Origin of the sequence: Pseudoxanthomonas mexicana (assembly GCF_001556105.1) — a bacterium.
GTDB classification, from domain to species: Bacteria; Pseudomonadota; Gammaproteobacteria; order Xanthomonadales; family Xanthomonadaceae; genus Pseudoxanthomonas_A; species Pseudoxanthomonas_A mexicana_A.
Window position 1 is genome coordinate 56,276 of record NZ_LSIF01000064.1, and the last position, 26,507, is coordinate 82,782.

General features: G+C 67.4%; 21 protein-coding genes. 9 read left to right on the plus strand and 12 right to left on the minus strand.

Annotated elements, in window-relative coordinates:
• Positions 1-40: 40 nt before the first annotated feature.
• Genes AX730_RS11510 through AX730_RS11520 form a run of 3 tightly spaced genes read right to left on the minus strand, consistent with a single transcriptional unit; the run spans position 41 to position 7,736 of the window.
• Positions 41-3,127, minus strand: coding sequence for an efflux RND transporter permease subunit (locus AX730_RS11510; protein ID WP_062356453.1), 3,087 nt, complete (start codon positions 3,125-3,127; stop codon positions 41-43).
• Positions 3,128-3,132: 5 nt separating this feature from the next.
• Positions 3,133-6,597 carry an efflux RND transporter permease subunit gene (locus AX730_RS11515; protein WP_062356455.1) on the minus strand — a complete coding sequence of 1,155 codons (3,465 nt, stop codon included), beginning with the start codon at positions 6,595-6,597 and terminating at the stop codon, positions 3,133-3,135.
• Complete coding sequence (locus tag AX730_RS11520) at positions 6,594-7,736, minus strand: efflux RND transporter periplasmic adaptor subunit (protein WP_062356458.1); 1,143 nt, start codon at positions 7,734-7,736, stop codon at positions 6,594-6,596. The genes AX730_RS11515 and AX730_RS11520 overlap by 4 nt, the downstream gene beginning before the upstream one ends.
• Before the next feature lie 367 nt (positions 7,737-8,103).
• On the opposite strand from AX730_RS11520, the gene AX730_RS11525 reads away from it, so the two are divergent.
• Positions 8,104-8,496: a c-type cytochrome gene (locus AX730_RS11525; protein WP_062356509.1), complete on the plus strand. Its 393-nt coding sequence runs from the start codon at positions 8,104-8,106 to the stop codon at positions 8,494-8,496.
• 7 nt (positions 8,497-8,503) lie between these two features.
• A complete protein-coding gene (locus tag AX730_RS11530; RefSeq protein WP_062356461.1) occupies positions 8,504-8,959 on the plus strand; it encodes a c-type cytochrome in 456 nt (151 codons plus the stop codon).
• A gap of 132 nt (positions 8,960-9,091) precedes the next feature.
• Here the strand turns inward: AX730_RS11530 and AX730_RS11535 are convergent, their stop codons facing one another.
• On the minus strand, positions 9,092-10,738 hold the full coding sequence (locus AX730_RS11535; protein WP_062356464.1) for a hypothetical protein: 1,647 nt from the start codon (positions 10,736-10,738) through the stop codon (positions 9,092-9,094).
• Between the two features lie 15 nt (positions 10,739-10,753).
• A complete protein-coding gene (locus tag AX730_RS11540) occupies positions 10,754-11,350 on the minus strand; it encodes an NfuA family Fe-S biogenesis protein (protein WP_062356466.1) in 597 nt (198 codons plus the stop codon).
• A 92-nt stretch (positions 11,351-11,442) separates the two neighbouring features.
• Here AX730_RS11540 and AX730_RS11545 point away from each other — a divergent pair, with 92 nt between their 5' ends.
• Both AX730_RS11545 and AX730_RS11550 read left to right on the plus strand, forming a co-directional pair.
• A complete protein-coding gene (locus tag AX730_RS11545) occupies positions 11,443-11,790 on the plus strand; it encodes a 4a-hydroxytetrahydrobiopterin dehydratase (RefSeq protein ID WP_062356468.1) in 348 nt (115 codons plus the stop codon).
• Positions 11,790-12,218, plus strand: coding sequence for an energy transducer TonB (locus AX730_RS11550; RefSeq protein ID WP_062356470.1), 429 nt, complete (start codon positions 11,790-11,792; stop codon positions 12,216-12,218). The genes AX730_RS11545 and AX730_RS11550 overlap by 1 nt, the downstream gene beginning before the upstream one ends.
• A 140-nt stretch (positions 12,219-12,358) precedes the next feature.
• Here AX730_RS11550 and AX730_RS11555 read toward each other — a convergent pair whose 3' ends face one another.
• Positions 12,359-13,357, minus strand: a complete 999-nt coding sequence (locus tag AX730_RS11555) for an RluA family pseudouridine synthase (RefSeq protein ID WP_062356474.1) — start codon at positions 13,355-13,357, stop codon at positions 12,359-12,361.
• Positions 13,358-13,743: 386 nt separating this feature from the next.
• Here AX730_RS11555 and AX730_RS11560 point away from each other — a divergent pair, with 386 nt between their 5' ends.
• Positions 13,744-16,908, plus strand: a complete 3,165-nt coding sequence (locus AX730_RS11560) for an Rne/Rng family ribonuclease (RefSeq protein ID WP_062356511.1) — start codon at positions 13,744-13,746, stop codon at positions 16,906-16,908.
• 260 nt (positions 16,909-17,168) lie between these two features.
• Positions 17,169-17,585, plus strand: coding sequence for a hypothetical protein (locus AX730_RS11565; RefSeq protein ID WP_157074210.1), 417 nt, complete (start codon positions 17,169-17,171; stop codon positions 17,583-17,585).
• A 26-nt stretch (positions 17,586-17,611) separates the two neighbouring features.
• Here AX730_RS11565 and AX730_RS11570 read toward each other — a convergent pair whose 3' ends face one another.
• Positions 17,612-18,259: a response regulator gene (locus tag AX730_RS11570; protein WP_062356479.1), complete on the minus strand. Its 648-nt coding sequence runs from the start codon at positions 18,257-18,259 to the stop codon at positions 17,612-17,614.
• Positions 18,260-18,416: 157 nt separating this feature from the next.
• On the opposite strand from AX730_RS11570, the gene AX730_RS11575 reads away from it, so the two are divergent.
• From AX730_RS11575 to AX730_RS11585, 3 genes are all read left to right on the plus strand, one after another.
• Positions 18,417-19,283, plus strand: coding sequence for a M28 family metallopeptidase (locus AX730_RS11575; protein WP_062356482.1), 867 nt, complete (start codon positions 18,417-18,419; stop codon positions 19,281-19,283).
• Positions 19,284-19,709: 426 nt separating this feature from the next.
• Positions 19,710-19,931, plus strand: a complete 222-nt coding sequence (locus tag AX730_RS11580) for a hypothetical protein (RefSeq protein ID WP_062356484.1) — start codon at positions 19,710-19,712, stop codon at positions 19,929-19,931.
• 99 nt (positions 19,932-20,030) lie between these two features.
• Positions 20,031-20,825, plus strand: coding sequence for an isocitrate lyase/PEP mutase family protein (locus AX730_RS11585; protein ID WP_062356487.1), 795 nt, complete (start codon positions 20,031-20,033; stop codon positions 20,823-20,825).
• A 416-nt stretch (positions 20,826-21,241) separates the two neighbouring features.
• Here AX730_RS11585 and ggpS read toward each other — a convergent pair whose 3' ends face one another.
• The 5 genes from ggpS to AX730_RS11610 form a co-directional block, all read right to left on the minus strand.
• Entirely contained in the window at positions 21,242-23,539 is a 2,298-nt protein-coding gene (gene ggpS, locus AX730_RS11590) for a glucosylglycerol-phosphate synthase (protein WP_232310238.1), read from the minus strand.
• Positions 23,540-23,873: 334 nt separating this feature from the next.
• Positions 23,874-24,158, minus strand: coding sequence for a hypothetical protein (locus tag AX730_RS18885; RefSeq protein WP_157074211.1), 285 nt, complete (start codon positions 24,156-24,158; stop codon positions 23,874-23,876).
• A 279-nt stretch (positions 24,159-24,437) separates the two neighbouring features.
• On the minus strand, positions 24,438-25,370 hold the full coding sequence (locus AX730_RS11600) for a ZIP family metal transporter (RefSeq protein ID WP_083537873.1): 933 nt from the start codon (positions 25,368-25,370) through the stop codon (positions 24,438-24,440).
• On the minus strand, positions 25,351-25,983 hold the full coding sequence (locus tag AX730_RS11605) for a superoxide dismutase (RefSeq protein WP_062356491.1): 633 nt from the start codon (positions 25,981-25,983) through the stop codon (positions 25,351-25,353). Before AX730_RS11605 ends, AX730_RS11600 begins: the two co-directional genes overlap by 20 nt.
• A gap of 28 nt (positions 25,984-26,011) precedes the next feature.
• The coding region (locus tag AX730_RS11610) for a hypothetical protein (RefSeq protein WP_232310239.1) at positions 26,012-26,507 on the minus strand (496 nt) is incomplete at its 5' end.

The following is a 26,507-nucleotide window of genomic DNA, read 5'->3' on the forward strand; positions in this document are numbered from 1 at the left end:
AAAGCCGGGCGATGCCCGGCTTCTTTTTATGCTGCCCGCGTCAGTCCCCGTGCGGGCTGGTGGCACCTGCCACGGCAGGCGCCTGGCCGCGGCGCTGGCGCGCCCGTTTGATAGAACGGGCGGTCCCGCTGCGCAGGTCGTCCAGCAGTGCGTAGATGGTCGGCAGGAACAGCAGGCTGACGACCGTCGAGAACGCCAATCCGCCTGCGATGGCGCGCGCCATCGGGTGGTAAGGCGGCATGCCATCGGCCGTCTGCGTGTTCAGCGCGATCGGGATCATCGCCAGGATCGCGGTGCCCATCGTCATCATGATCGGGCGCAGGCGTTCGCGACTGCCTTCCACCAGCGCATCCGTTCGCGCCATGCCGCGCCGCCGGAGGTTGTTGATGTGCTCGATCATCACGATGCCGTTGTTCACCACCACGCCCATCAGCACCAGGATGCCGATCACCGCCATGATGTTCATCTCGGTTCCCGTCAGCCAGAACAGCCAGTACACGCCGAAGATCGAGAACAGCACGCAGGACATGATGGCGACGGGGAACAGCAGCGATTCGAACACCGCCGCCATGATCACCAGCATCAACACCAGCGCGATCATGATGGCGGTGACCATCTGGTCCATGCCATCGAAGTTGATGTTGAAGCCCGCTCCATTGAACGTATAACCATAGCCGGGCGGGAATTCCATGCCGTCCAACGTGGTCTCCACGGACTTGCGCGCGTCCTCCATCGAAACGTCCTTGGCCAGTCCCGCCTCGATCCGCAGCATGGTCTGCCGGTTCAGGCGCTGAATGGACGTGGCGGCGGGGTTGACGTTGACGTCGACCATTGCCAGCAGGGGGACTTCCTGTCCCGAGGCGCTGCGTACCATGAACGAGGACAGGTCCTCGATGCCATAGTGGTCCGACCCGGCGAAGCGCACGTTGACCGGTATCTCCACGTCGTCGCGGTGGAAATCGCGCAGCGACGAGCCACGCAATGCCATGCCGACGAACTGCGCCACCTGCTGCGCGCTGAAACCGTAGGACGCCGCACGTTCGCGGTTCACCTGTACCGCCAGCTCGGAATTGGCGTCGCCGACGTCCACGCGCACGTCGCGCAGTTTCGGATCGCGCGCCAGGATGGGCATGATGTCCTCGGCCAGTTCCTGCAGTGTCTGGCTGGAATCGCCGATCAGGCTGAAGCGCACACCCTGGCCTTCGCTGCCCATGCCGCCCGGCCAGCCGATGCCGAGCTTGGCCCGCGCCGACTGTGGCAGGCCCTTGCGGACCTCCTCCTCGATCTTCTTGCTGATCTCGCGATCGTCGATGTCCAGGTAGAGCCGCGTCTGCGCCCAACCCTGCTCGGAGTAGCGGCTGTACACCCGCTTGATGTGGAACTCCTTGCGGTTGGCATTGACGAAGTCCTCCACCCGCTGCACTTCCTTGCCCATCTCCTCCTTCGAGTAGGAGCCTTTCCACTGGTAGAAGATGTTGATCTCGTCTGGATCGTTGTCGTCACCGCCCCCGCTGGTATTCATCATCGGAAAGACGCTGACCGCCGAGATCAGCAGGATGCCGGCGACGCTCCAGCCACGATTTTCCAGCGTCCAGCGCAGTACGCGCGCATAGCGGTCCTGCAGACGGCTGATCAGTGGAGACTTCACGGCAGGCGGCGTCTTCATCCGCGCCGACAGCATGGGGATCAGGCTCACGGCCACCAGCCACGAAGCCAGCAGCGAGAACGAGATGGTGACCGCCAGCTGCGAGAGGTAGATCGTGATGATGTTCTTCTCGCCGAACATCATCGGCAGGAACACCACGCAGTGGCACAGGGTGCCGGCCGACAGCGCGATCGCCACGTGGCGGGTACCGATGATCGAGGCGACCTCCGGTTGGTCGGGGAACTTCTCCCGTTCCTGGTAGATGCTTTCGACCACCACCACCGCATTGTCGACCAGCATGCCGACCGCAAGCAGCAGGCCCATCATCGAGATGATGTTCAGGCTTATCCCGACGAAGTACATGAAGCCGAGCGTCATGATGAAGCAGATCGGGATGGCCATCGACACCATCAGCGTCGACGGCCAGTGGCGCAGGAAGGCGTACAGCACGATCACCGACAGCAGCAGGCCGATCGCCCCCGCTTCCGCCAGCGCCAGCAGCGAACTGGTCACCGCCTTGCCCGAATCCCAGGCGACCTCGATGTCGACCCCGTGCATCGCCGGGTCCTGACGCAGCGCCTCCACTTCCTTGCCCACCGTCCTCGACAGGTCGACGAGGTTAGCCGAACGCTCCTTGTAGATGTCCACGCCCACGCTGGGCTTGCCTTCCATCTTGCGCACGTAATTCATGCGCTGCGGCTGCAGGCTGACATCGGCGATATCGGACAGGCGCGTGCCGCGCCCATCGATCGGCAGGTCGCGCAACGCCTGCAGTTCGAGCAACTCGCCGCGCGGCTGCACGCGCAGGCGGCGGCCGTCTTCGGTGATCTGCCCGGCGGACACGGAGAAGTTGGCCGCCTGCAACTTGCCGACCAGCTCGTTGAGCGCGACCCCGTGAGCACTGATGCGGTCCTTGTCCAGGGCGACCAGCACTTCCTGCCTTGCCACGCCCTCGACCTCGACGCGCGCCACACCCGGCAACCGTTCCAGATGCTGCTTGATGCTGCGCTCCAGCAGGTCGGCGCGGGCCGTCAGGTCTTCCTGGCTACTGAGGCGAAGGCTGATCGCCTCCTGGTCGCTGGTGCTCCAACGCTGCACGTAATAGCGGCGGAAATCATCCGGCAACTCGTCTCGCACCGCATCGATGCGTTCGCGCGCCTCGGAGGCTGCCATCGCGATGTCCCGGTCCCAATCGCTGAATTCGACCTGGATCTGGCCGCCTTCGGCATTGGCGCGCGAGTTCATCGTCTTGATGCCGGGCATCGTGGCGATGGCCTCCTCCACCGGCCGCAGCAGGTTGCGCTCGACCTCTTCGGGGGTCGATCCGGGATACGGCAGCGAGACGAAGAAGAACGGAATGGTGGCTTCCGGCTCGGCCTCCAGCGGCAGCCGGAACGAGGCGATCAGGCCGATCACCACCATCGACACGAACAGCATGATGGTGGTGACGGGGCGGCGGATGGACAGCTCGGTGATGTTCATCCGGATCAGCCCCCGACGCGGCCGATGGGATCATCCTCGTGCGAGATCACCTGTTCGGCCTGCGCGGCGACGAGGCGCGCGCGACGACCGCGTTCGGCATAGAACTCGTCCGGCTTGCGGTCCAGCAGGTCGTACACCACCGGGATCACCAGCAGCGTCAGCAGCGTGGATACCAGCAGGCCGCCGATCACCGTGATCGCCATCGGCGAACGCACCTCGGCACCCTGGCCGAAGGCGAGCGCCAACGGCAGGAAGCCGAACACCGCGCACAGCGTGGTCATCATGATCGGGCGCAGGCGCGAACGGGCGCCTTCCACCAGCGCGACGCGCTTGGCCACGCCCTCCTCGCGCAACTGGTTGACCTTGTCGATCAGGATGATGGCGTTCTTCACCACCAGGCCGACCAGCAGGATCAGGCCGATGAACACCACCACCGATACCGGCGAGCGCGACAGCAGGAGCGCCGCCACCGCACCGACCAGCGCCAGCGGAATGGTGAACAGGATGACGAACGGGTGCAGCAGCGATTCGAACTGCGAGGCCATGACCAGGTAGACCAGGAAGATCGCCAGGCCGAACGCGAACAGCAGCGACCGGATCGACTGACCCAGTTCCTCGCCCTGACCGCCGATGCGCATGCCCACCTCGGTACCCAGCGGGTTCTTCGACACCATGTCCCGGACTTCCGTGATGGCCTTGCCCAGGTCGATGTCGCGCAGGTTGGCCGACACGATGGCCACACGGCGCTGGTCGGCGCGATGGATCTCGCTCGGACCGGTGGTGGCGATGACATCGGCCACCGAGATCAGCTCCACCGGCTTGTTGCCGCTGGGATTGACGATCAGGCGGCGGATGTCGTCGACCGAGGCGCGCTCGGATTCCTGCACGCGCACCAGCACGTCGATCTTGCGGTCGCGGAAGCTGTAGCGCGTGGCGACGTTGCCGCGCACCTTGTTGACCACCGCGTCGGCGATCTGCCGCGTCGTCAGGCCCAGCGCAGCCGCGCGGTCCTGGTCGAACACGATCTGGATCTCCGGGAAGCCCTGCTCCACCGTCGATTTCACGTCGGCATAGTGCGGGCTCTGCCGCAGCAGTTCGGCCAGGCGGTTGCCGGCCACGCGGATCGATTCCAGGTTGTTGCCTTCGATCTCGATCTCGAGCGGTGCGGCCAGCGCGAACAACTCCGGACGGGCGAAGTCGACCTGCGCTTCCGGCCACTGTTTCATGGTGCCGCGCAGGCTTTCGACCAGTGCCTGTTCGCGCGCGTTGTCGGTCATCACCACCGACAGCTTGCCGATGTTCTCGCCGCTCTCGGTGGGGCTGGCATCCAGTCGGGTACCCGTGCCGGACACGCCGTATAGCAGGCGCACACCGGCTTCGCCGGCATGTGTGCGCTGCACTTCGCGCACCAGTGCGTCGGTCTGCGCCAGCGGCGTACCTGGCGGCAGCTTGGCGGTCATTTCGAAACGGTCCTGCGCCAATTGCGGGATCAGGTCCACGCCCAGCAACGGCAGCGCAGCCAGGGTCAGCGCGAACGCCAGCGCCGCACCGCCCAGCACCGGGACGGGACGCTTCAACGCGGCCGGCAGCATCCGCAGGTACCCGGCCTCGGCCTTCCCGTACGGCGCCATCGCCAGGTCGCTGGCCTTGCGCATCACCGGGCCGATCACCGCCGCGAGGCCGCGGAAGCTCCGCACCACCAGCCACACCAGCGAGAAGAACCCATACGTGAACAACGCACCGATACCGCGGCCGGCATAGGCCGCCGGCTTCTTCCACCGGCTTTCCGGACGCCACGGCTCGCGCGGGGTTTCGGCAGGGAACTCCAGCGGCGGGCGCCCCTTCAGCGCGCTCAGCATCGGGATCAGCGTCATCGACACCACCAGCGACACCGCGATGGCGATGGAGACCGTCAGGGCCTGGTCGCGGAACAGCTGGCCGGCGATGCCCTCGACGAACACCAGCGGCAGGAACACCGCGATCGTGGTCAGCGTGGACGCCACCACCGCCATGAACACTTCGCGCGTACCCTTGATCGCGGCTTCCAGGATGCCCATGCCACGCTCGCGCGCCTTCGCGATGGATTCCAGCACCACGATCGAATCGTCCACGACCAGGCCCGTGGCCAGGGCGAGGCCGCCCAGCGACATGACGTTCAGGCTCAGGCCCAGCTGGCCCATGAAGAAGAACGTCGCGATGATCGAGATCGGCAGCGACAGCGAAATGACGAAGGTGCTCCAGCCATCGCGCAGGAACAGGAAGATGATCAGGATCGACAGCAAGCCACCGATCACCGCATCGACCTTGACGTCCTTGATGGCGTGACGGATGAAGACCGACTGGTCCTCGACGGCCGTCATCTCCATGTCCTTGGGCATCTCCTTGCGGATCAGTTCCAGGCGCTGTTCCAGTGCGTCGGCGGTCGATACGGTGTTGGCGTCGCCTTCCTTGTAGATCGCCAGTTCGACCGCTTCGTGGCCTGCACTGCGGATCACCGCTTCGCGCTCCTTGTAACCCTGGCGCACGTCGGCCACGTCCTTCAGCCGCACGCTGGGCGCGCCGCCGCTGGTGTCGCTGCGCAGCGCGGCGATCACGTTGGGATCGCTGCTGCCCAGGATCGCTGTCATCAGTTGCTGGTTGGTGCCGGTCGAGCTGCTGGACGAGGCCCCTGCCGCTGTGGTCAGCAACATTTCACGCATCTGTTCGACCGTGGCGAACTGGTTGACGGTGCGCACCAGGTAGCGCTGCGAGCCCTCCTCCAGGCGACCACCGGAGAGATTCACGTTTTCCTGCTGCAGGCGCTGGATCACGGTATCCAGCGACAGGCCCAACTGGGCCAGCTTGCGCTGGTCGATGTCGACCTGGACTTCGTCTTCCAGGCCGCCGCCCACCTTGACGGCGGCGACGCCCGCGACCGGTTCGAGCTTGCGCTTGAGGTCCTCGTCGGCGTAGCGACGCAGTTCCATCAGCCGGCGGATCGCATCGGCGTCGTTGCCCGCCTCCTGCTTCGACGACAGCGCGAGGCGCATGATCGGCTGGGTGGACGGGTTGAAGCGCAGCAGCACCGGCGCCTTGGCCTCCAGCGGCAGTTGCAGCGTTTCCATCTTGTCGCGCACGTCCAGGCCGGCCTGCTGCATGTCGGTGCCCCACGCGAACTCGAGCACCACGTCGCTCTGCCCGGTGCGCGAGATCGACTTGAGCTTGCGCAGGCCCTTGACGATGCCCAGCGCCTCCTCGGCCGGTTGCGAAATCAGCGTTTCCACTTCCGCCGGCGCCGCGCCTTCATAGTCCGTGCGCACGGTCAGCGTCGGATAGCTCAGGTCCGGCAGCAGCTCGACCTTCAGGCTGGACAGCGAGATCAGGCCGAACAGCACCAGCGTGAGCGTCATCATCGCGATGGTGACGCGGCGGCGCGTGGAGAACTCGATCAGGTCGAAGCCACCGCCGGACGAAGGTCCGTGCGCATTCATTGCTTGCTCGCCTCTGCGGCCGGCGCCTTGGCCACGGTGGCGGCCTTCTTGTCCTGCCCGATCACCTGCACGGCACTCCCTTCGCGCAACGCCGCCTTGCCTGCGATCACGACCTGCTCGCCGGGCTTCAGCCCTTCGCGCACTTCGACCCAGCCGGCGTCGTTGTAACCCAACTTCAGCACGGTGCGCTGGGCCTTGCCATCACGGACCACATACACGGCAGGCTCGCCGCCGTCTTCCAGCAGGGCGGTGCGCGGCACCACCAGGGCATCGGCACGCTGGTCGTAGTTGATGTTGAGGCGGCTGAACATGCCCGGCTGCAACTCGCCGTCGCCGGAGAACGAGGCGACCACGCGGAACGTACCGGTTCCGTTGTCGACCACTGGTGAGACGCGAGCGACCGTGCCGGTGAACTGCTTGCCCGGCAACGCATCCACCGCCAGCCCGACCGCCTGCCCCGGCTTGAGCTTGGCGATCTCACGCTCGGGCACGTTCAACGTGGCTTCCAACCGCGAGGCGTCGACGATGCGGATGATCGGCGAGTTGATCTGCACGAAGTTGCCGGACTTGATGGAACGCGAAGCGACGACACCGGAGATCGGCGCGGTGATCGTGGTGTAGGACAGTTCCAGCGAGGCGGCACGGTAGACGGCGCGCGCGTTCTCGAGGTCGTACTTGATCTGGTCGACGTCGTTGGCGCTGATCATCTGCTGCCCGACCAACTGCTGGGCGCGACGGTAGTTGTTCTCGAGCTTGCGCATCTGCGCTTCGGCCTGGGCCACCTGCAGGCGCAGGCGTTCGGGATCCAGCCGCACCAGCGCCTGGCCGGCGCGGATCACCTGCCCTTCCTCGACCAGCACGGCCAGCGCGACACCGGATGTCTTGGCAACGACCTGGGACTCGCCCAACGCCTCCAGCGTGGTGGTGCCGCTGTAGCTGGCGGCCACCGCACGCCGGGTGGCCTTGGCCACCTCGACCGGGATGGCCTCGGACTCCTTCTTCTCCTCGCCATTCTTGGCCTGGGCCTCGGGCGTCGGACCGCCCCCCTTGCAAGCGGACAGGACCAGCAGGCCGCACAGCACGGGGACAAGTGCGAGGCGCAGGTAGGAACGGCCGGAGTGGGGACGGGGTCGGGACATGGGACGGTACCGTGGTGGTGTTGTTGTGGTGTTGTATGAAGGTATATCACCCCTGAACGACTTCCATGCGCCGAAGGTCATGGTGACTTGCGTCCAGCTTCGTGCTGCATGCCCGCGCTGATCCGCTGCGACGCGACAGCGTGCGCCACGAGCGGCCGCTGGTCGTCGATCACTGCGTGGACCGGCGTGTCGTGGCCAACGTCGATGCAGGGCAATGCGCGGCAACCACTCGGCGGCACGTCGGGACGCTTACCTCGTGAGGACAGGCCATTGCCTGTGCGTGACATTCGGTCGCAGGCTATACTTGCATTCAGCCAAGCGCTGCGGTGGTACGTGGCGCGCGCAACCTGAGAGTTTTTCGAGAATGATGCGACCGCTGCCGCTCGCCGCTTGTCTTGCTTTGGCCGCCCTCCCGCTGGCTGCCCTCACCGCCCAACAGGAAACCCCGGCCGCTCCCGCAGCCGTGCCTGCCGCAGCCGCCGCTCCCGCTGCCGCACCGGCACCCCTGGTCGGCAACGCCGATACCGGCCGCACCCTCACCTATACGTGCCAGGGCTGCCACGGCATCGAGGGTTACAAGAATGCCTACCCGAGCTTCAAGGTGCCGAAGATCGGCGGCCAGTCGGCCGACTACCTGGCCAACGCGCTGACCGAGTACCGCACCGGCAACCGCAAGCACCCCACGATGGAGGCCCAGGCGCAGAGCTTCTCCGACCAGGACATCGCCGACATCGCCGCTTTCCTCTCCACCGTCAAGTAATCCCACCATGCCCAACGCCAAGCACGCCCAGCGTCTAGCCATCGTCCTGTTCGCGGCCCTCACCATGGTGGCTTGCTCGAAGGAAAACACCGAGGCTTCGGCCGAGAACCCCGGCAATGCCAGCGGCCAGCACGGCTCCAGTTCGTCTGCCGGCCTGCCCAAGGGCCACATCGCCAAGGGCGAGGAACTGGCCAAGGCCAAGGGCCAGGCAACCGGCCAGAGCTGCGTGGACTGCCACGGCGCCGAAGGCAATGCGCCGATCGACGATACCTACCCCAAGCTCGGTGGCCAGTACGGCGACTATCTGGCGCATGCACTGCAGGCCTACCGCAGCGGCGACCGCCAGCACGCCCTGATGACCCCGCAGGCGGCCTCCCTCAGCGATCAGGACATCTCCGACCTGGCCGCCTATTTCGGTTCTCGCCCGTCGCAACTGCGCGACCTGCACAAAGTGCACAGGTAACGCCGGTTCCCGAAGAACCCGGAATCGAAAAACGGAGCCGCAAGGCTCCGTTTTCGCATGCGTCGCGGCCGCCATCGTGGACACGACACCCATCGCGATGCGCCATGCGCGCGCAGCCGATCGTCTAGGCCATCAGCTGTCAGTCGGGATTGGCGTACGCTTCACCGGAATCTCCGGTGGCGGACGTGCCTTGGGAGGCTCGGGGAACAGGCTGCCCAATCCGCAGCCGCCCCCCAGCTGCAGGACCGAGATCGTGCACTTGAGTTTCATGTTGGTGCCGGGGATCGAGATCTCCATCTCCCGCACGTTGCGCCGTACCCATTCAGCCAACAACGATTCGTTGGGCACCCAGTACTTGTCGAAGCTGGTGGGTTCGTAATCGTACGGGGGACGTTGCAACCAGGTGCCCGCCTCATCCAGTCGCTCGCGCGTCCACTGGTCGTTGCCGCCGCCGGGGGCGCCACGCTCCGCGACGGCTTCACCGGCGTTGCCGGGCACACGCAGGCTGCCATCGGCGTTGTAGAGGCCGGCGTTGTCGCGGCCATCCGTCGCACTGTCGCCGGCGACATTCCTGTTCGCGTTGCCCCAATCGTCCGCGCGGGCCGGGGTGTTCCAGCCCCCTGGTTTCGCTGCCGGCACGGGACCGCGCGTGGTGGACGCGGGTGCCGTCGTGCCGCGTGGAGAAGCGCTCGCGGTCGCCGCGGTGCGTGGCGCTGGTGTCGATGAGGACGACGCCGATGTGGATGTCGACGACGTCTGCGGGGCGGGCGCCGGAGCAGGACGCGGCGAAGGTTCGCGCACATCCACCTGGCGCACGTTGCGCTCCTGCGTCGCGATCGCGCGTGCGCTCACGTCGCGGGACGGTATCGGCATGGTGCGCACCTGCGGTGCCGGCGCCGCCATCTCGCGCTCGCGCACCTCGGTTTCGCGCCTGGCCATGGCGGGCACGTCCACGGCGCGTACGGGCACATCACGGCGCACGACGGGTGCGGTGACGGGCGTGGCGACATCGCGGGCGGGAACCCCGACCTCGCGCAACGCGGGTGGCCGGATCTCCGGCTGCCGGGGAGTGGGTGGCGGCCGCACGAACGCGCGCGTGGGCTCGGCGACTTCCGTCACCTGCAGCGGCTGGTCCGCGATCTCGGGGACCGGAACGTTGCGTGGCGGCTGCGGTGGTACGTCCACCGCGACCTCGGGCGTAGCGGCCTCCACGGGCGGCGGTGCCGCTTCGGTCGGCCGCGGGCGGACGGGCGAAGGCACGGCGGACGCCGCCGGAGCCGACGACGCGCTCGCAGCCGATTCGGCGACGGTTTCGCCTGCCTGCGTCGCGCCGCCCACCTCGCCCGGACTGCCTTCGCCGATCATTTCCAGTCGTACCCGGGCGCTGTCGCCGGCCTCTTCGGGTGGCGGCGGGATGTGCACCAGCGCCACCCATAGCAGGAACAGGAAGAACAGCAGATGCATCGCACTGCTGCCGATACCCGCCGCCCAACGCATCCAGCGCTCTTCGCGTGGCGGCGGCCCCCACCCCTGGTAGAACAACGAGCGAAGGGCTCGCAGTCTGCCTGGCATGAACGGGAGGGTCCGACCGTCTCCCGGTGCACGTCCGACAAAAACATCCACGATGGCGTCGGCTTTTTCGCGGGTGATGCGACCCAGCCGCTCCGGCAGCGCGCGCAGCCACAAACCCCAGCCGAAAGGCAGGCCAGTCTGGCGTTCGACGATGGTGGCCGCCTTGCGCGGCAGCAGGTGTGCAATGACGTCGGTGGCGTTCGTCACCGGCGGTGGACCCCGTCAGGCGGCGTTGCCGCGCGGCATGTAGGGCGCATCACCGGTTTCGTGGTCGGTCGCATCACGCACGGCGGTCACGCCGGGCACGCGCGCCATCAACGTCTTCTCGATGCCCTGCTTGAGGGTGACGTCGGCCATGCCACAACCGTGGCAGCCGCCGCCGAAGCGCAGCCAGACCACGCCATCGCCGCTGACCTCTTCCACCGCCACGCGCCCCTTGTGCGACGCCAGTTGCGGATTGATCTCGTTGTCGACGACCCAGCGCACGCGTTCGACCAGCGACGCCGCATCACCCGGCGCTTCGCCCTTGATGCGCGGCGCCTTGATCGTCAGCTGGGTACTGGCCCCCTTCAACACGTAATCGATGTCGGCGCCGTCCAGCCAGTGCACGCTGGCCGCATCGATGTACAGGGTGAAGCCATCGCAATCCACCGCCCATTCATCGCCGACGAGATCGCGAGGTTCGGCGAACTCGAGCCGCGCATCCGCCTGCGCCGTACCGGGGTGGACCGCACTCAGGCGTACACCGAGGCCCGGCAGCGCTTCGCGTTCGATCAGCTTGCGGAAGTGCGCCTGCGCGCTGTCGGAAATCTGGATCATGCGGCTATTCTAGCCCCTGCCCGACGGGCATTCACATCCACAGGCCAGTCGTCGTGGTTCGTTCAGACTGGTCGTCCAGCAGGAGATGCGCCGTGTCCGACCTGATCCCCCTCGCCCACGCGCGCTGCGTGCCACTGCGCGGCAGCGAGCATCGACTATCGCCGGCCCGCATCGCCGAACTGTCGCCGCAGGTGCCCGGCTGGGAACTGGTGGAGGATGGTCATGCGCTGCTGCGCACGTTCCCGTTCGACAATTACTACGAGACCATGGCGTTCGTGAATGCCCTCGCCTTCATTGCCCATGCCGAAGACCACCATCCTGACCTGGGCGTCCACTACAACCGGGCCGTCGTGCGCTATTCCACCCACGACGTCGGCGGCCTGAGCGAGAACGACTTCATCTGCGCGGCCAAGGCCAGCGCCCTGTTGGGAGAATCCTGATGGAACGTCGCATCCTGCCGTCGCCCGTCCTGCTGCTCGCCGGCGTGCTGCTCGCCGGCGTGCTCGCCGTCTCAGCGTGTACGAAGAAACAGGAAGAATCCGCCGCGCCACTCATCGCGCCGACTGAACTGGCCGCGATCGACACGCCGCCGCCTGCCTATCCGGCCGAGGCCGAGTGCAACAGCGAAGGCGGTACCACGGTGCTGCGCGTGACCATCGAACAGGATGGCGTGCCGGCGCGCGTGGGCCAGGTACAGAGCAGCGGCAACGCCGCGCTCGACAAGGCCGCGTTGGAGGCCGTGCAGACCTGGAAGTTCCGTGCCGCCACGCGTAACGGCAACCCGGTCACCCACACGATCAACGTCCCGGTAACGTTCCCGCCTGTGCTCGAGAAGCCAACGCGTTGTTTTGCGCAGGGCGCTGGCTGACCTGCGCATCAAGGCCGCATGCTGATGAGGGACCTCAATCTTCGGCCTGTCCTGGCGGCAGCGATCTCCAGCTGCCTGCCGGCCTCTGTTACGGACCGTTTTTCCGCTTGATCCTCGGCCCGTGGCACTGACGGCCTGCCTCACCCCAGCTGATCCAGCGCGGCGGCCAGATCATCGGCCAGCGGTGCGCTGAGCACATACGGTGTCCTGCCGCCGTCGAGCGCGAACTGCAGCGACGCGGCGTGCAGGAACAGGCGCTTCAGTCCGACCTGCTCGCGCAGGCGCTTGTTTGCCGCCGGGTCGCCGTACTTGTCGTCGCCGGCCACGGGATGGCCGATGTGCTGCGCGTGCACGCGGATCTGGTGGGTGCGGCCGGTCTCGATGCGGACCTCGCAGTACGAATGGCCACCGCGCCGTTCCAGCACGCGGAAGTGGCTCAGCGACGGCTTGCCGTCGCGGTGCACCTGCACGTGGCGCTCGCCGCCCTGGCGCAGGCCGATGTGGAGCGCCGCGTCCACACTCATCACGCCGTCCGGCATGCGGCCGACCAGCAGGGTCAGGTAGCGCTTCTCGATCCCGCGGGTGCCGTCCTCGCTGTCCTCGCGCAGCAGCGCCTGCAGCTCGGACAGCGCCGAGCGCTTCTTCGCCATCACCAGCAGGCCGGAGGTGTCGCGATCCAGCCGGTGGACCAGTTCCAGCGTCTGGTTCGGGCGCAGGGCGCGCATCGTCTCGATGGCGCCGTGGCTGATTCCGCTGCCGCCGTGGCTGGCGACGCCGGTCGGCTTGTTGATGACCAGCAGCCGCTCGTCCTCGAACACGATGGCCGCCTCCATCCGCTTCAGGAAGCCCGCCGGCGGCGCCACCTTGTCTCCCGTCTCCACGAGACTGACGGGCGGGATCCGCACCTCGTCGCCGCCTTCCAGCTTGCGCTCGGCCTTGGCCCGGCCGCCGTTCACCCGCACCTGGCCACTGCGCACCAGCTTGTAGACCAGGCTGCGCGGGGCACCCTTCAACTGGCCCAGCAGGAAGTTGTCCAGCCGCTGCCCTCCCCGGTCCTCCGGCACCGTGACCGTGCGCACGGCGCTCTTGGCGCCCACGGCAGGCTTCTCGGACGGGGGGCTGGGGTTGGAGCCATTCATTCTGTTACACTCGGAGGGCGAGATAAGGGTTTGATTTCGCAGGGAGTTGCAGTTGGGCCAGAAGCCCGTCTCCCCGCGATTCCGGCAAGTGCGCGGCCACCGCCCCAGGGGCGGCCATGTTAGCGGCTGATCGGCAGGCCCGGATACCGCCGGGTGCGTGACGGCACCTGACGTTGAACATGTCCCGTGCGGCGCCCCCTCCCGAGGGAAGCTGCCGCCGGCCCCGCAACACCTATTAGAAAGAAAAGCGCTCCCGCGGCCTGCCGTGGTGTCGTAGCGCTGGAAACCCGAATCTGCCCCGCTGCGCCTGCGCAAGGGGCGGTGCAACGTTCCAGAGGCGAAACGCCATGGCGTTCCGCGCGGTAGCAGCGCGCGAGGAACGCACAATGAAACGCATGTTGATCAACGCCACGCAGGCCGAAGAGCTGCGCGTGGCCATCGTCGACGGTCAGACCCTGTACGACATCGATATCGAACAGCCGTCGAAGGAACAGAAGAAGTCCAACATCTACAAGGGCCGCATCACCCGGCTCGAGCCCTCCCTGGAAGCCGCCTTCGTCGATTACGGCGCGGACCGCCATGGCTTCCTGCCGCTGAAGGAAATCTCCCGCGATTACTTCCAGGCCGGCGTCGACCACAACAAGGCCGGCATCCGCGAACTGCTGAAGGAAGGCCAGGAAGTCGTCGTCCAGGTGGACAAGGACGAACGCGGCAACAAGGGCGCCGCCCTGACCACCTTCATCTCGCTGGCCGGCCGCTACATGGTGCTGATGCCGAACTCGCCCACCGCCGGCGGCGTGTCGCGCCGCATCGAGGGTGACGACCGCGCCGAGCTGAAGAAGGCGATGGACGCACTGGCGATCCCCGACGACATGGGCGTGATCATCCGCACCGCCGGCGTCGGCCGCGATGCCGAAGAACTGCAGTGGGACCTGGACTACCTGCTGAGCGTGTGGAAGGCGATCGCCGAAGCCGCGTTGACAAAGCCGGCCGCGTTCCTGATCTACCAGGAAAGCCGCCTCATCGTCCGCGCCCTGCGTGACTACCTGCGCAGCGACGTGGGCGAGATCCTGGTCGACACCGACGAACTGTACGACACCGCCCGCGAGTTCATGCAGCAGGTGATGCCCCACAACCTGCGCAAGCTCAAGGCGTACAAGGACGACATCCCGCTGTTCAACCGCTTCCAGATCGAATCGCAGATCGAAGGCGCGTACGAGCGCAACGTCCGCCTGCCCTCCGGCGGCTCCATCGTGGTCGACCAGACCGAGGCGCTGACCGCCATCGACGTCAACTCGGCGCGCGCCACCAAGGGCGGCGACATCGAGGAGACGGCGTTCCACACCAACATGGAAGCGGCCGAGGAAGTGGCCCGCCAGCTGCGCCTGCGCGACCTGGGCGGCCTGGTGGTGATCGACTTCATCGACATGTCGAGCAACAAGCACCAGCGCGACGTCGAGAACAAGCTGCAGAACGCGCTCAAGTACGACCGCGCCCGCGTGCAGATCGGCCGCATCTCGCGGTTCGGCCTGCTGGAAATGAGCCGCCAGCGCCTGCGTCCCTCGCTGGGCGAGTCCAGCCAGATCGTCTGCCCGCGCTGCGAAGGCCATGGCCGCATGCGCAGCGTCGAGTCGCTGTCGCTGTCGATCATCCGCGTGGCCGAAGAGCATGCGATGAAGGACAACACCGGGCAGGTGCTGATCCAGGCGCCGCTCGAGATCGCCAACTTCCTGCTCAACGAGAAGCGCAGCGCGCTGCGCGAGATCGAGCAGCGCCACGACGCGCCGGTCATCATCGTCGCCGACGAAGCGCTGCACACGCCGCACTACGAAGTCACCCGCATCCGCGAGAACGAACTGGGCGAAGAAAGCAGCAAGCCCAGCTACCACCGCGGCACCCAGCGCAAGCTGCCGGTGCATGCGCTGACCAAGGCGCAGCTCAACATCCCGGCCGCGCCCGCCGTCACCCACGTCAAGCACACCCAGCCGGCCCCGGCACGCGAAGAGCGTGAAGCACCGGCGCCGGTGGCCGCACCGGCGCTGGTCGTTGCACCCGTCGCCGCGCCCGCCGCGGGCGGCGTGGTCGGCTTCTTCAAGCGCCTGTTCGGTGGTGGCGAAGCCGCGGCCCCTGCCCCGCAGGCCCGTCCGCAGCAGGACACCCGCCAGCGCAACGACCGCAACAACAACGGCCGTCGCGAGAACCGCGACAACCGCGGCCAGCAGAACCAGGGCCGTGGCGGCAAGCAGGACAACAACCGCCGCGACGAGCGCAACAAGGGCCAGAACGCGCAAGGCGGCAACGCCCAGCAGCAGAAGCCGCGCAACGAGCAGCCGCAGGGCCAGAAGCAGCCGAAGCCGCAGGGCAACCAACCGCAGAACGCCCAGGGCAATGCGCAGCAGCAGCCCAAGGCGCCGAAGCAGTCGCAACCCCAGCAGGGCGGCAAGCCGCAGCAGGAAGGCCAGCGTCAGCCGCGCGCATCGCAGCCGCAGGAAGCCGTAGCCAAGCCGGCCGCGCCGGTCGCCGCCGAGGCGGTGACAACGGCAGCCGCCGTGGTCGTTGCCACGCAGGAAGCCGTCCGCACCACCGCCGCACCGGCCCCGGCCCCGGCCGCCGATGTGCCGGCGTTCGACACCGACGCGACACAGGCCGTCGTCGTTGACGGCGAGGCCGCACCGTCCACCGAGGGCGACAGTGGCGACACCGGTGAAGGTGGCCGCCGCCGCCGTGGCCGTCGTGGTGGCCGCCGCCGCCGCCGTGGCAACGGGGAAGCCGGTGCCGCGGGCGAAGAAGGCGTGCTGGCCGATGACCTGGGTGGCGATGACGACGCCCCGGTCGCCGACCGTTCGCAGCCGGAGTTCGACTTCGACGACGAAGAGCCGGTGGTCGCCGCGCCGCGTGCGCCGAAGCCGCAGCCGCAGCCGGCCGCTCCGGTGGCCGTAGCACCGTTCGTGGCCGCCGTGGTCGCTGCGCCGCCGGTCGTGGAAGCCGTGCCGGTCACCGACGCGACACCCGTCGTCGTCCCCGCTCCGGTCGTGGTCGAGACCGCCGCGGCCATCGAGGTCATCCAGGAAGTGAAGGCCGAGGCCGCGCGTGTGCAGCCCGAGGTGACCGCCACGGTGCAGCACGAAGCACCGGCGGCCGTTGCCATCGTCGAATCGGTCAAGGCCGAGATTGCCGCCGAGCCGACGCCCGTGATGGTCGAAGCACCGGCACCGGTCGTCACTGCAATCGAAACCGTGGAAACCGTCGTGGAGACCCCGGCCGTCGCCGCGGTGCGCAACGAGCCGGTACAGATCGACCTGGTCGACGCCGTGAACGAAGCCGCTGCCGAAACCCCGGCGCCGGTCGAAGCCGTGGCATCCGCACCGGTCGCACCGAAGCCTGCCAGCACGCCAGCCACCGGGTCGCTGTTCTTCGTCGCCGACGCGGACACTCCGCGATCGGTCACCCGCAGCCTGTTCGAACCGGTGGTCACGCCGGTCAAGCCGGCCGACGAGATCGCCCAGGTCGACCCGCAGGATGACGACGGCACGGAAAACCGCAGCGCCTGACGCGCTGCGTTCCTCCGACGTCGGAAAGCACACTGGCCGCGCAAGCGGCCAGTGTCGTTTCACGGTGCCGGATTGCAGTGGATGGCAGTCGCGCACCGTTGCGACTACAGTCGATCCACGTTCTTCACGCATGGATGGCTGTGATGGCACGAAACTCCCACTCCAATTCGCCCGAGGCTTCATGGCGAAGCGCATACCTCGTCATGGCTTCGTACGTCGCGCTCTGCCTGGTTCTCGTCATGGCAGCCCCCGACGTTTACATGGCCAAGCTCCCCGCCAGCCAAGCGCTGTCATCCGCGTCAGACTTCCCCTCAACGACGGGCTTCTGCGTAGACATGATGTGGATGCTCTTTCCTTTGATAGTGACGGGACTTGCCCTCACAGCCCCCGTCGTGGTGCGAGCGAACGCGAAGACATCGAAGCTCCCTGTCTTCCTGTTCTCGGTCGCGGTAGTCGCGTGCGTCTGGATCTTCTTAGCGTACATCGGCTCGCTCAGCGGTTACGTTCCGAAAGGAACGTCGAGCCGCGCGAACCGCTTAGTGATGGCTGCTATGCACAACCGAATGGCGCTCGTCCTGCTGTTGAGCTGGTACTTTTGCACCATGGCGATGACCTTCTGGCTGGCCTTCATCGCGGCGCCCCGCATCGCGCTCGCGGTCTTGCGCCGGAGTCGTTAGTACATCGCTGTGAGCTTCTGATCCGACTACAGTGCGCGCGTCGGATCCATCAGGCCCCACTGCGCGGCCAGGCGCGCCAGGGCGATGTTGTCCTGCACGCCGGTCTTCTCGAACAAACGCGTCTTGTGCGTGTTCACCGTCTTCGCGCTCAGGCTCAGTCGACGGGCGATCTCTTCCTGGCGCAGGCCCTGGGTCAGCAGCATCGCCACTTCCAGTTCGCGTGGCGACAGCGCATCGAACGGCGACGCATCGCCACCGACCGTGTGCAGTGCCAGGTTCTGCGCCACGTTGTTGCCCAGGTAGCGCTTGCCGCGCGCCACGTCGCGCACGGCGCGGATCAACTCCGCCGCATCGCCGGCCTTGCCGAGATAACCGGAGGCCCCGGCTTCCAGCAGGCGCTTGGGCAGCGGACCGTCCTCCAGCACTGACACGATGATGACGCGCACGCCGATGTCGGCGCGCACCAGGCGTTCGGTCACTTCAAGGCCGCTGTAGCCGGGCAGGTGCAGGTCGCACAGCACCACGTCCGGCTTGAGCTGACGCACCAGCGGCAGTGCCGCCTCGCCTGTCTCCGCTTCGCCCACCACTTCGATATCGGCATCGCCTCCCAGGATCAGGCGCATGCCGGTGCGTACCAGGGCGTGGTCGTCGATCAGGAAAACGCGGATGGTCATGGAAACGGCTGCCTCGGTAGGACGGATCGAGCGTAGGGGGGCCATCCATCGCCGCGCAATTAACATTGTAACGATGTGCGTTTGCTACATGCGTATACGCCGGTCGAGCCGATGCGCGCACTGCGGCATACTCGGGCTTTCCAATGGGGATTCCTTCATGTCCGAGCTCCGACACCGCCTGTGCCTCGCCGTCCTGCTGTCCTTCGCCGCGTCATCCGCCTGCGCCGATGACGGCGTGTCCGCACGCTGGCAGACGCAGGTGGGCGACATCAGCGCGCACGCCGATACCCGCGCACGCGGCGACGCGATCGGGCGTCGGCTCGACGCCGTGGGCATCGCCTGGAAGCGCGAAGCGTTCGAACACAACGGCCAGGCCGGACAGAATCTCGTCGCCGACCTCGGCGGACCGGACAAGGCACCGTTGCTGCTGATCGGCGCGCACTACGACCAGGTGGCCATCGGCCATGGCGCCACCGACAACGCATCCGGTGTCGCCGCCGTGCTGGAACTGGCGCAGGCGCTGAAAGCCAAGCCCCTTGCCCATCATCGCGTGCAGGTCGTGTTCTGGGACCTGGAGGAAAAGGGCCTGCTGGGCTCCAGTGCCTGGGTCGCCACCGCGGGCCGCGAACAGCCCGCGCTGTACGTCAACTTCGACGTCTTCGGCTGGGGCGACACGCTATGGATGATGGCGCCCGACAGCGGCACGCCGTTCGTCGCGTCCCTGCGCGAGGCCAGTGCGAAGGAGAAGCTCGGCTTCTCGCCCGGCGACAAGTATCCGCCCACCGACCACCTCGCCTTCCTCAAGGCGGGCTGGCCGGCGGTGTCGTTCTCGCTGGTGGGTAGCGACGAAATCGATCCGATCCTCGCCGTCTTCGGCGGTGGCAAGCCGGCGCAGATGCCGAAGGTGATGCAGGTGATCCACAGCCCGCGCGACACCACCGCCGAACTGGACAGCGCCCGCGTAGACGACGCACTGCGCGTGGTCGAACAGGGCCTGCGCGCCTGGGATGCTGCTGCGCACTGATGCCATCGCGAACGGCGGATACACGAACGGGCCCTTTCGGGCCCGTTTGCGTTGGGGCGAGAACACGCCTGGCTCTCCGGGCGGCGACGGTGTCGGACTCGCGGTCCACCGCCAGGCGCAGCGCGGAACAGGGGGTGTCCGGGTGAGCTGCGTTCGGTTCTCTCGTGGTGCCCTGGGTGTCAGCCTTGCGGCTCGGTAGCAGGGGGTGTGCGGGGGACGGAAGGGGTGGATCCGCCGGCCCGACCACTGTGCGTTTTTTACGGGCGCGGATGCGAAGGCGGCGTGTAGATCGTTCAGCCTGACCGCACAGTTTTCTCACGCGCTGTCGACACCGCTTAATCGTGGCAAACGGCACGCGGCGCCTATGCATCGGCATCACGGAACGCCACGTAGGTTTCGACACAGGCAACACACCTCCACGCCGCCATGATGACCTTCGATCTGTTCCATACACCTGCTGACGATGGTTCCTTCGAACTGTCCATCAACGAGTCGCCTCCCCTGCACTTCAGCACGCCGGGCGCCGCGCTCGGCTACGCCGTCAAGCTGGCCAACCAGCGCCACCACCAGGGCCTGGACTACGCGATCAACATCGAAGGCGGCGACGGTCGCTGGCGTCTGTTCGAAGGCTGGCGGCTCTGCGCCTGAGTCGAGGCCCCCGGCGCAAGGACGGTGGCCGCATGTGGTGAGTCCAGCCGGCACGGGCGTGTCACCCTGTCGCCCCATGCCAACGACAACCGGGATGCCATGACCGCCGCCGCACGCTTCCGCGCCCTGCACACGCAGGGCCTGTTCCGCCTCGCCAACGCATGGGATGCCGGTACCGCCCGGTTGATCGAACACCTCGGCGCACCCGCCGTTGCCACCACCAGTGCGGGGCTTGCGTGGGCGCAGGGTTATCCCGATGGCGACGCGCTGGACGTGGATGCGCTGGTCAATGCCGTCAGCAGCATCACGCGGGTTATCCGCGTGCCGCTGACCGTCGATGTCGAAGGCGGCTATTCGGACGATCCCGCCGCCGTTGCCGCCACCGTGCTGCGCGTCGTGCGTGCCGGTGCAGCCGGCATCAACCTCGAAGACGGGGCCGGAGACCCCGCGCGGCTCGCCGCGAAGATCCAGGCGATCCGCGAGGCCTGCGTGGCCCACGACCTGGATGTCTTCATCAATGCACGCACCGACGTCTACCTGCGCAGCCTGGTGGCGGAGAACGCGCGCATCGACGAAACGCTCGCTCGCGCCGCCCGTTACCGCGCTGCCGGCACCGACGGCCTGTTCGTACCGGGCCTGGTCGATGCCGATGCCATCCGCACGCTCGCCTCGCAATGCGGGCTGCCGCTCAACGTGATGCTGCGTCCGCCGCTGCGTGATCTCGCCGCACTCGAACGCCTCGGTGTGCGCCGCATCAGCACGGGATCGGCACTGGCGGAATCGATGTACGGCCAACTGGCCGCGCAGGTCGACACGTTCCTGCATGCCGACACCACACCCCTGCCCGATCCGCAGGCGATGGGCTACGGCGCCATCAACGGCCTGTTCGGCTAAGCCCGCACGGGGTGGGTAGGAATTTTCCTACAGCACGCCGGGACAACACCCGACTGTGAATGTGAACGGCGTGGGCGACGATACCCACGTCCCCGGCAGCACGCCCTGCGCAGGCCATGCATGGCCGCTCTGCAATGGAAATGGGCGCTGCCTTGAGCAAGCAGCACTGCCGGAGCCGGGGACTCCCCTTTCAGACCCGACCACCTTGGTCGGGTTTTCTTTTGCGGCCCGCCTCAGCGGGTCGCCGGTCCCAGCCACAGTTCGGGCGCCTGCGCCAACCCGAACAACACCAGCGCCGTGGCCGCGATCAACAGCCACGCCATGCTCCGCACGACCAGTAAGCGCATTGAGGGTCTCCTGCCCCGGGTGTGAGTCGACTATCGCGGCACGCACGAGGCGCGTCAAACGTAAATGCATTAAGCGGCGATCGCCGGCCGTATCCCCGTGTGCGCGTCGTCGTCCACGCCGCGCGTGGCGGCCAGGAATTCACGGCCCCAGCGCGACAGATCGTGATGCCGCACGATGTCGAACAGCCGGCGCTGGCGGTCCTCGCGTTCGCCCGGTGTCATCACCAGCGCCTGCCGCAGCGTGCGCGCCATGTCGGCCGGGTCGTGCGGATTGGTCAGCACCGCGCCCTTCAGTTCCGCCGCCGCGCCGGCGAACTCCGACAGCACCAGTACGCCGTCGCCGCCGTCCAGGCCCTGCACGGCGACGAATTCCTTCGCCACCAGGTTCAGGCCATCGCGCAGCGGCGTGATCCACATGACGTCGGCCGCGGCGTAATGCGCCACCACGTCGGCGAACGGCAGCACCCGCGAGAAGAAGCGCACCGGCGTCCAGTCCAGCTGCGACAGCCGGCCATTGATGCGGCCCACCGCCTGCTCGATCTGTTGCTGCAGCGGGCGATACACCGTCATCTCCTTGGCCGCCGGCACGCAGACCAGCACCAGCGTCACCTCGCCGCGCAGCTCGGGCGATTCGTCCAGCAGGCGTTCGAACGCGTGCAGCTTCTGCAGGATGCCCTTGGTGTAATCCAGCCGCTCGATCGACAGCACCAGCTTGCGCCGGCCGATCTCGTCGCGGATACGCGCGATGTCGTCGGCCACCTGCTCGGTCTCCAGGCTGGCGCGGATGCGGCCCACGTCGGTGCCGATCGGATGCGCGCCGATGCGTACCGTGCGCCCGTCGATGCGCAGCTCGGTCGCCATGTCCTCCACGCCCACGGCGCAGCCGAAGGTCAGGAAGCGCGGCGCGCACGACGCACGCGCGGTCACTTCCACCGGGAACGTGCTGCGCACCGCGTCGGTGAAGTTCTCCGCATGGCGCGGGATGTGGAAGCCCACGTAATCGCACGCCAGCAGGCTGCCGAGGATCTCGCGGCGCCACGGCAGGATCGCGAAGATGTCGGCCGACGGGAACTGCGTGTGGTGGAAGAAGGCGATCTTCACGTCCGGCCGCAGCTCGCGCAGCACCGACGGCACCATCCACAGGTTGTAGTCGTGCAGCCACACCGTCGCGCCCGGCGCGGCCTCGGCGGCGGCGGCTTCGGCGAAGCGGCGGTTGACGCGCTTGAACAGCGCCCAGTCGTCCTCGCTGAAGCGCGCACGCTCCCAGAAGCTGTTGATGACCGGCCAGAACGCTTCCTTCGAGAAGCGTTTGTAGAACACGTCCACCTCGTGCTTGGTCAGCGCCACGTGGGCCGCGGTCAGGCCCGGATAGCGCTCGGCATCGACCGGTGCGCGCGCTTCCACCGGCGGGGCCTTCGGATCGTCCACCGTCCACGCCACCCATGAGCCGGGCTGGCCCTCGCCGAAGAAGCTCAGCAGGCTGGGGATGATGCCGTTCGGCGAGCTGTGCGGCCGGCGCACGCGCTGGCCGTCGACGATGTGCTCCTCGTACGGCAGGCGGTGGTAGACCATCACCAGTTCGGCCTTGCCGGGCGGGTGCAGCGTGGGCGTGTAGTCGTCGGCATCGAGCAGCGCGAAATGCGCCATCGCCTGCAGGATGCCGCCGCAGCCGGGCGCCTCGGCATGCAGCACGTTGTCCATGCCGGTGGTGGCCGCGACCAGCGCCGGCTCCGACTCGCCGACGCACACGCCGGGGAAGCCTTCGCCGTACATCGACAGGTCGTTGAGCGTGTCGCCGGCGACCAGTACACGCGCGTGCTCGAGGTCGAGTTCGTCGACCAGCGCGGTCAGCGTGCTGCCCTTGCGCGTGCCGCGCGGCAGGATGTCGAGGTAACGGTCGGCCGAATACAGCACTTCGCAGCCCAGCGACGCCGCGACGGCTTCGACGTCCGCCTGGATCGTCGACAGCTGTTCCGGATGGCAGTAGTACGAGCAGCGACGCTCCTGCGGTACTTCCTGGCGCACCAGCATCGGGAAGCGACGCATCGCCTCGGCGACGACATGCTCGCCCGGCCAGCGCGCCTCGATCTGCGACTGCAACGGCTGGATCGGCTGCATGTCGGCGGTGCGCAGCACGGTCGCGCCGACATCGCAGATCACGTAATCCGGCGTGGGCAGGCCAGGATCGGCGAGCAGCGGCAGGATCGCCTCGCGCCCGCGGCCGGTCACCCACGCCAGCTTGACGTCCGGATGCGCATCGACCAGGTGGTACAGGCGCTTGCGCGCATCGGCATCACCGGCCAGGAAGGTGCCATCCAGATCGGTGGCCAGCAGCAACGGTGGCGAGGGGGTTTTCAACAGGGTCATGCGGGTGCACTCCATAACGCGGGCGATGCCGCGCACGAAGCACGACGCGGATGCGTCAAAGGACGCAGGCGGGGAATCACGCATCGGGAGCGCGCCGCTATGCAGGGCGCAAAGAGAAGGGTTGCCGCGTGCGAGGCACGCTACGCGCGAAGCGCGACAGATGTGCGTCCGTCCCCAAGCGTGGACGCGGACATCGACTGATGCGATGCAGCATTGTAGTCCGCATCTCACATTCGAAGGTCAACGCGATGTTAAGAAGGTTAAATCGACGCGCGTAGAGACACTTTTATGCATGCCCAGCGCCGTTGACAGCATCTCCGCTCGCAGCACGACGTCACGTTGCGGCCCGGAAGCGGCGCTCGTCCATCCGCAAGATCGGACGTTGGATCGAATTGATCCACGCATCCATCGCCAAGACCCGACGTTGCATCGAAACGATGCACGGATCCATCGAAACGATGCAACGCCCGACCAAAACGACGGACCGATCCATCAGAAAGATGGAACGTTGGATCGAAACGATGCACTGATCCATCAAAAAGATGGAGCGCTGGGTCGAAACGATGCACTGATCCATCAAAAAGACGGAACGCTGGATCGAAACGATGCATTGATCCATCAAAAAGACGGAACGCCAGACGAGATCCCCCGCTCTCCCCACCGGGTACGCGCTGACGTAAAAGAGCCCGCGAGGCCACCAAGCCGACGTGTCCTCCCTGGCATCCCGCTGCCTGGCGGGCCAGCCCTGCACCGCGGGGTCTGCGCCAGTCGATGAAGACCTTGCCGCTGCCGTACTCCCACCGCCACGGCACGCCGGTCTCGCCCAGCACGAACGCCACCGGCCGCGGAAACGCGCGCTCGGCGCGCACGTCGTTGCCCGGGATCACCCGGCGCGGGGTCACCCCAGCGCCGTATCCAGCACCATCATCAGCACGAAGCCGATCATCAGGCCGGTGGTGGCGAAGCTTTCGTGACCCTTGCGGTGGGACTCGGGAATGATCTCGTGGCTGATGACGAACAGCATGGCGCCGGCAGCGAAGCCGAGGCCCCACGGCAGCAGCATCTGCGAGTGCGCCGCCACCGAGGCACCGAGCACCGCGCCCACCGGTTCGACCAGGCCACTCGCCGCGCCGATGAACACCGACAGCCAGCGTTTGTAACCGGCCGACAGCAGCGCGACGGCGACGACGAGGCCTTCCGGCACGTCCTGCAGCGCGATGCCGATGGCGAGTGCGTTCGCGCGCGCCACGCCTTCGTTGCCCGCATAGCCGACGCCGATGGCAAGACCCTCGGGAAGGTTGTGCAGGGCGATGGCGAACACGAACAGCCACGTGCGCCGCAGCTTCTCCGACGTCTGCCCTTCCCTGCCCTTGATGAAATGCTCGTGCGGCAGCAGCCGGTCGAGCGACATCATCACTGTGCCGCCCAGCAGGATCGCCAACCCGATGACCGCGCTGGCGGCGGCTTCGCCACCCCCGAACATCGTGGTGCGCTGCGCCGCCGCCAGCCCGGGCATGATCAGCGAGAACGCGCACGCCGCCAGCATCACCCCCGCGCCGAAGCCGAGCAGCGTGTCCTGCGTGCGGTCGGACAGGCGCTGCGAGAACAGCACCGGCATCGCGCCGAGCGCGGTCGCCATCGCCGCGACCGAGCCGCCCATGAAGGCGTCGCGGATCACCGGCGAGCTGTTCACGAACTCCCAGAAACTCCAGCCCGCGGCAACGATGCCGAGCGCGAGGATGGCGACACCGACGGCGCGACGCACATCGCGCATGCGCAGCGCCGGCGCCTTCAGGCCGCCCAAGGGCGCGTCAGCGTCCGGCGTCGGCATGACGCCTCGCCACTTCGTCCCAGCGCACCACGTTGTAGAACGCGGCGATGTAGTCGGGGCGGCGGTTCTGGTACTTCAGGTAGTAGGCGTGTTCCCACACGTCCAGGCCGAGGATGGGCGTACCGCCGGAGCCGATGCCGGCCATCAGCGGGCTGTCCTGGTTGCCGCTGCTCTCCACCGACAGGCGGCCGTCGCTGCCGACCACCAGCCACGCCCAGCCGCTGCCGAAGCGCGTGAGCGCGGCCTTGGTGAAGGCGTCCTTGAAGGCGTCGAGGCCGCCGAGATCCTTGTCGATCGCCTCGGCCAGCGCGCCGCCCGGCGCACCGCCGCCGCCCTCGCCGGCCGGCGCCATCACCGTCCAGAACAGGCTGTGGTTGGCGTGGCCGCCGCCGTTGTTGCGCACCGGCAGCTGCAGCGCGGCGGGCAGCTTCGACAGGTCGGCGATCAGGTCTTCGACCGGCGTGTTCTCGTACGGCGTGTCCTTCACCGCGGCGTTGAGGTTGTTGATGTAGGTCTGGTGGTGCTTGCTGTGGTGGATCTCCATGGTCTGCGCATCGATGTGCGGTTCCAGGGCGTCGTAGGCATACGGGAGGGCGGGCAGCGTGAACGGCATGGTCGGGTCTCCGGGGGAATGTCGAGGATCAGTGGCGGGCGCCGTCTAACGGCGGGAAGGCGACGGTGGCGCTGGCCCGCAACAGGGCGGACGTGCGCGCGCAGGCGCCGTGCACGGCCTGCCAGCGCAGCAGGGCGATGCGGGCTTCGGTCAGGTGGCGGATGGCGTGCAGGCGGATGTCGTCGCGCGTGCCGGCATCGCAGGCGATGCGCATCAGCGCGTCGTGCGCGGTGCACAGGTGGTCGAGCGCGCTGGCGTCATCGCCGCGGCGTTCGCAGGTGTCGGCAAGGTTGTGGTGGGCCACGACGAGGGCGGCGAGGCAGTCGTCGGGCGAGGCGGCCAGTGCGGGCCCGGCCGCCAGGGTCGTGGCCAGGTGCAGGGCGCGGGTGTAATCGAGCGCGGCCAGGTCCAGCCGGCCGGCGGCGAAGGCGGTGTTGCCCTGCCGTGTCAGCCTGCGCCACTGCGCAAGGCCTGACCCACCCCCAGAGAACTGGGCCAACGTAAAGTAGAGACTTTGTTCCGCA